Raw genomic sequence first — 3,011 nt, 5'->3', positions numbered from 1 at the left:
CGGCCGCTGCAGCCGCAGCACCAGTTCGATCAGCTCTTCCTTCGTCAGGCGCTGCAAATCAGTGCGATCCATGGCCCCATGGATTCAGGAATTGCGCCTGATGACAAGGGCGTGGGTAATTACGTTGCCGGAGCTGCCACTAAGGACATCTGTTCCGTCTTCCCCATCCAGCATCTCACTGGCCTCGGATCCGGAAAGTGTAAGCCCTGGAATAATGAAATCGACTGTCTGATCCAGGAATTGAAGGCGGTTGATACTCCGCAAGACATCTGTGCCGCCTGGGCCGATTAGGATGATGAATCCATCGTCTTCCACGATTGTAAAATCAGCGCGATTTCCCGAGTAAACAGCGATGTCTGCCCCCAAGCCGCCATCCAAAGTATCGTCTCCGGCTCCTCCGGTGATTATGTCGACTCCCAAGCCGCCTATGATTCTGTCAGCTCCGTTGCCGCCGAATAACTGGTCGTTCCCCTCACCGCCGGTCAGCGTGTCTGCTCCATCGGAGCCTTCAAGCGTGTCTGCCAATGCACCACCAGTGAGACGGTCCGCGTTGGCATCTCCCGAGAGAAGTAGTCTGCCCTGCTTTATGGCTGTGCCATTGACTTCGATTGTTGGGATAATCGTGGTTGCGAAGTGCTGCCAGCCCGAGCGGATCGTGAGCGTGCCTCCACTGGTCACGTTGGCGTTGCTCAAAACAATATGAGCTGAGGTCCCTACTACAATCGTTTCGAAGTTGACGACCTTGCTCCAATCACTCGGGCCAGCCCACAGCATGAGGGTGTCGTGACCGGATCCGCCGTCAATCCGTCCAGAAAAATTGCTATCGCTGAGATTGATCCAGACCTTGTCGTCGTCTTGGCCTGCATCAACGAGAGACGCTCCCGTAATGGAGATATCGTCCTGGCCTGCCCCACCTCTCAGTGTCGCATTGTTGTTGGTGGATAGCAGGACGTCGTTACCCGCTCCGCCATCCAACGTAGCAGCGCCGACCCCATGAACTTCGAGGTGGTCATCGTTCCCAATGCCGCTTAGAAGGTCATTCCCCTCGTAGCTGTACAGCCACTCACGCCCGCCTGCTCCGGTGAGTGTGTCGTTGCCAGCGCCGCCATCCATCATATTGACAGAGTTCTCGTCAGGCCGCCACTCGTAGAGCACGTCATCGCCGGCTCCACCGTATAGGCTGTCGTTCCCCGGCCCGCCGGTCAGGGTGTCATTGCCATCACCACCGTCGAGAGTATCGTTTCCATCTCGACCATCCAAGTTATCGTTATCAGTCCCGCCGAACAGCTTGTCGGCTCCGGCACCACCGGACAGATGGTCGTTGCCACTTCCGCCGCTTAGAGTGCTTGCTGAGATCTCGCCTACGGAAATCGACAGGTCATCAGCTCCGGCTCCGCCGTCCAAGCTGTCACCACCGGCTCCGCCAAACAACACGTCCCTGCCGTCGCCTCCAATCAGCGTGTCGGATCCGCCCCCACCATGAAGAGTGTCATTGCCATCTCCACCCTTCAAAGTGTTCTCGGAGGCTCCATCGTCATACCAGTCATGGAGCCAGTCGTCTCCAGCACCGCCCTCCAAGCTGTCGTTTCCAGCCCCACCGAGCAACGTATCGTTGCCGTTGCCGCCTATGAGGCTGTCCGCACCGGCTCGACCGTCCAAATCGTCGTTGCCCTCGTCACCATAAAGCAGGTCATTACCAGCTGCGCCACTAAGGCGGTCATTGCCATCGCCGCCGCTCAATGTGTTCTCGGAGGCCTCGTCAACGTACTCGGAGATCATGTCATCGCCGGATCCGCCGTCTAGGCTATCGTTTCCGGCTCCGCCCCACATAGTGTCGTTGCCGGTCCCTCCATCTAAGGTGTCGGCGCCAGTGTCTCCGTCTAGCCTATCGCTCCCAGCTGATCCTTGGATAAAATCGTTGCCGTCGGAGCCGCCGATTGTGTCGTCTTCGTCCCCACCGGTGAGCGTATCGTCATTTATCGTAGTGCCTGAGACACTGAACTTCGCTTCAGAGCCGAGTGCACGAAGCTCCTCGTTCGTATAGTCGCGACGATTTCCCGCTTTATCGACGAGTGTCGCACCCCTGATAGTGTGCGTCCCTAAAGTCGTGAGAGGCGAAAGCACAATAGCGCCTGAAGCCAGACCATTAGATGAGCCGTCGAGATCTTGAAGCACAATGGAGGCAATAAGTCTTGTCTGACCATTATCAAGAGCTTCGACGACTGGATGTTCTAACCATAGGGTGATGGTATCAATCCCGGAGCCGCTATCGAGCGCTTCTGCCGTGAAGGCGAGCAAAGCATTGCCCTGACTCACACTGACAACATAAGGGACGGTGATACGCGCTAAGACTGGAGCTGTGGTGTCAGTCATCCGAATTGATACTTTATTTCTTGCACTCTGGGTCTCGGAATATACTTCTAGCGTAGCAATTTATCCAAGCGCCAGATTAATTGTAGCCCTACTTTGGGCAGAACCTGTTCGGTTTTGCCCGGGTTCATCAGCTTCAAGGTGGCGCGCCAAATGTGCGGCTTCTAGCCAAGAGATTTCATTCAGAAACCATGGAGCACAGGTCAGCGTAAGGGATGCGTCGCAAATTTGAAGCAAAGATGAGAAAGTACCAGGGATCTGTATCCACTCATGTGGCGAGTAGCTCAAACTGTTCGGCGAGCGACAGCTGCCGATTGCAGGCATACTTCGCCTCTCCTTTGCGCATCATATGAACCATCTCGATCCCGCCCAGGATCACACGAGCGCTGTTCATCGTCTTGAACCCGAGCATCGGGCGCACTCGCCTCTTGATGGCACGATGATCCTGCTCAATGCGATTGTTGAGGAAAGCGTTTTGCCAGATGCGGATCGGCTTCAGCTTCCGCCCTGATCGGTCCTCTAGATGCCGTAATGGGCCTGCCGCTCACGAGCTAGCGGAGCGGGGTGGCTGTCCCTCAGAGTGATGGTGTTGGAACGGGGTCCGAGCGGATCGGCCCCAAGCATCATGAGGGACAGCCATG

Annotated in this window: 1 protein-coding gene and 1 pseudogene; both read right to left on the bottom strand. The window is 56.4% G+C overall.

The features are described from left to right. Window positions 1-84: 84 nt before the first annotated feature. A complete protein-coding gene (locus ACS5Q1_RS47330; RefSeq protein WP_473104694.1) occupies window positions 85-2,373 on the bottom strand; it encodes a calcium-binding protein in 2,289 nt (762 codons plus the stop codon). 265 nt (window positions 2,374-2,638) lie between these two features. Next, window positions 2,639-2,860, bottom strand: a pseudogene (locus ACS5Q1_RS47325) (DDE-type integrase/transposase/recombinase); the annotation flags it as partial. Window positions 2,861-3,011 lie beyond the last annotated feature (151 nt).

Source organism: Microvirga sp. GN3 (assembly GCF_055792825.1).
This window is presented reverse-complemented; position numbering and strand designations above follow the sequence as displayed.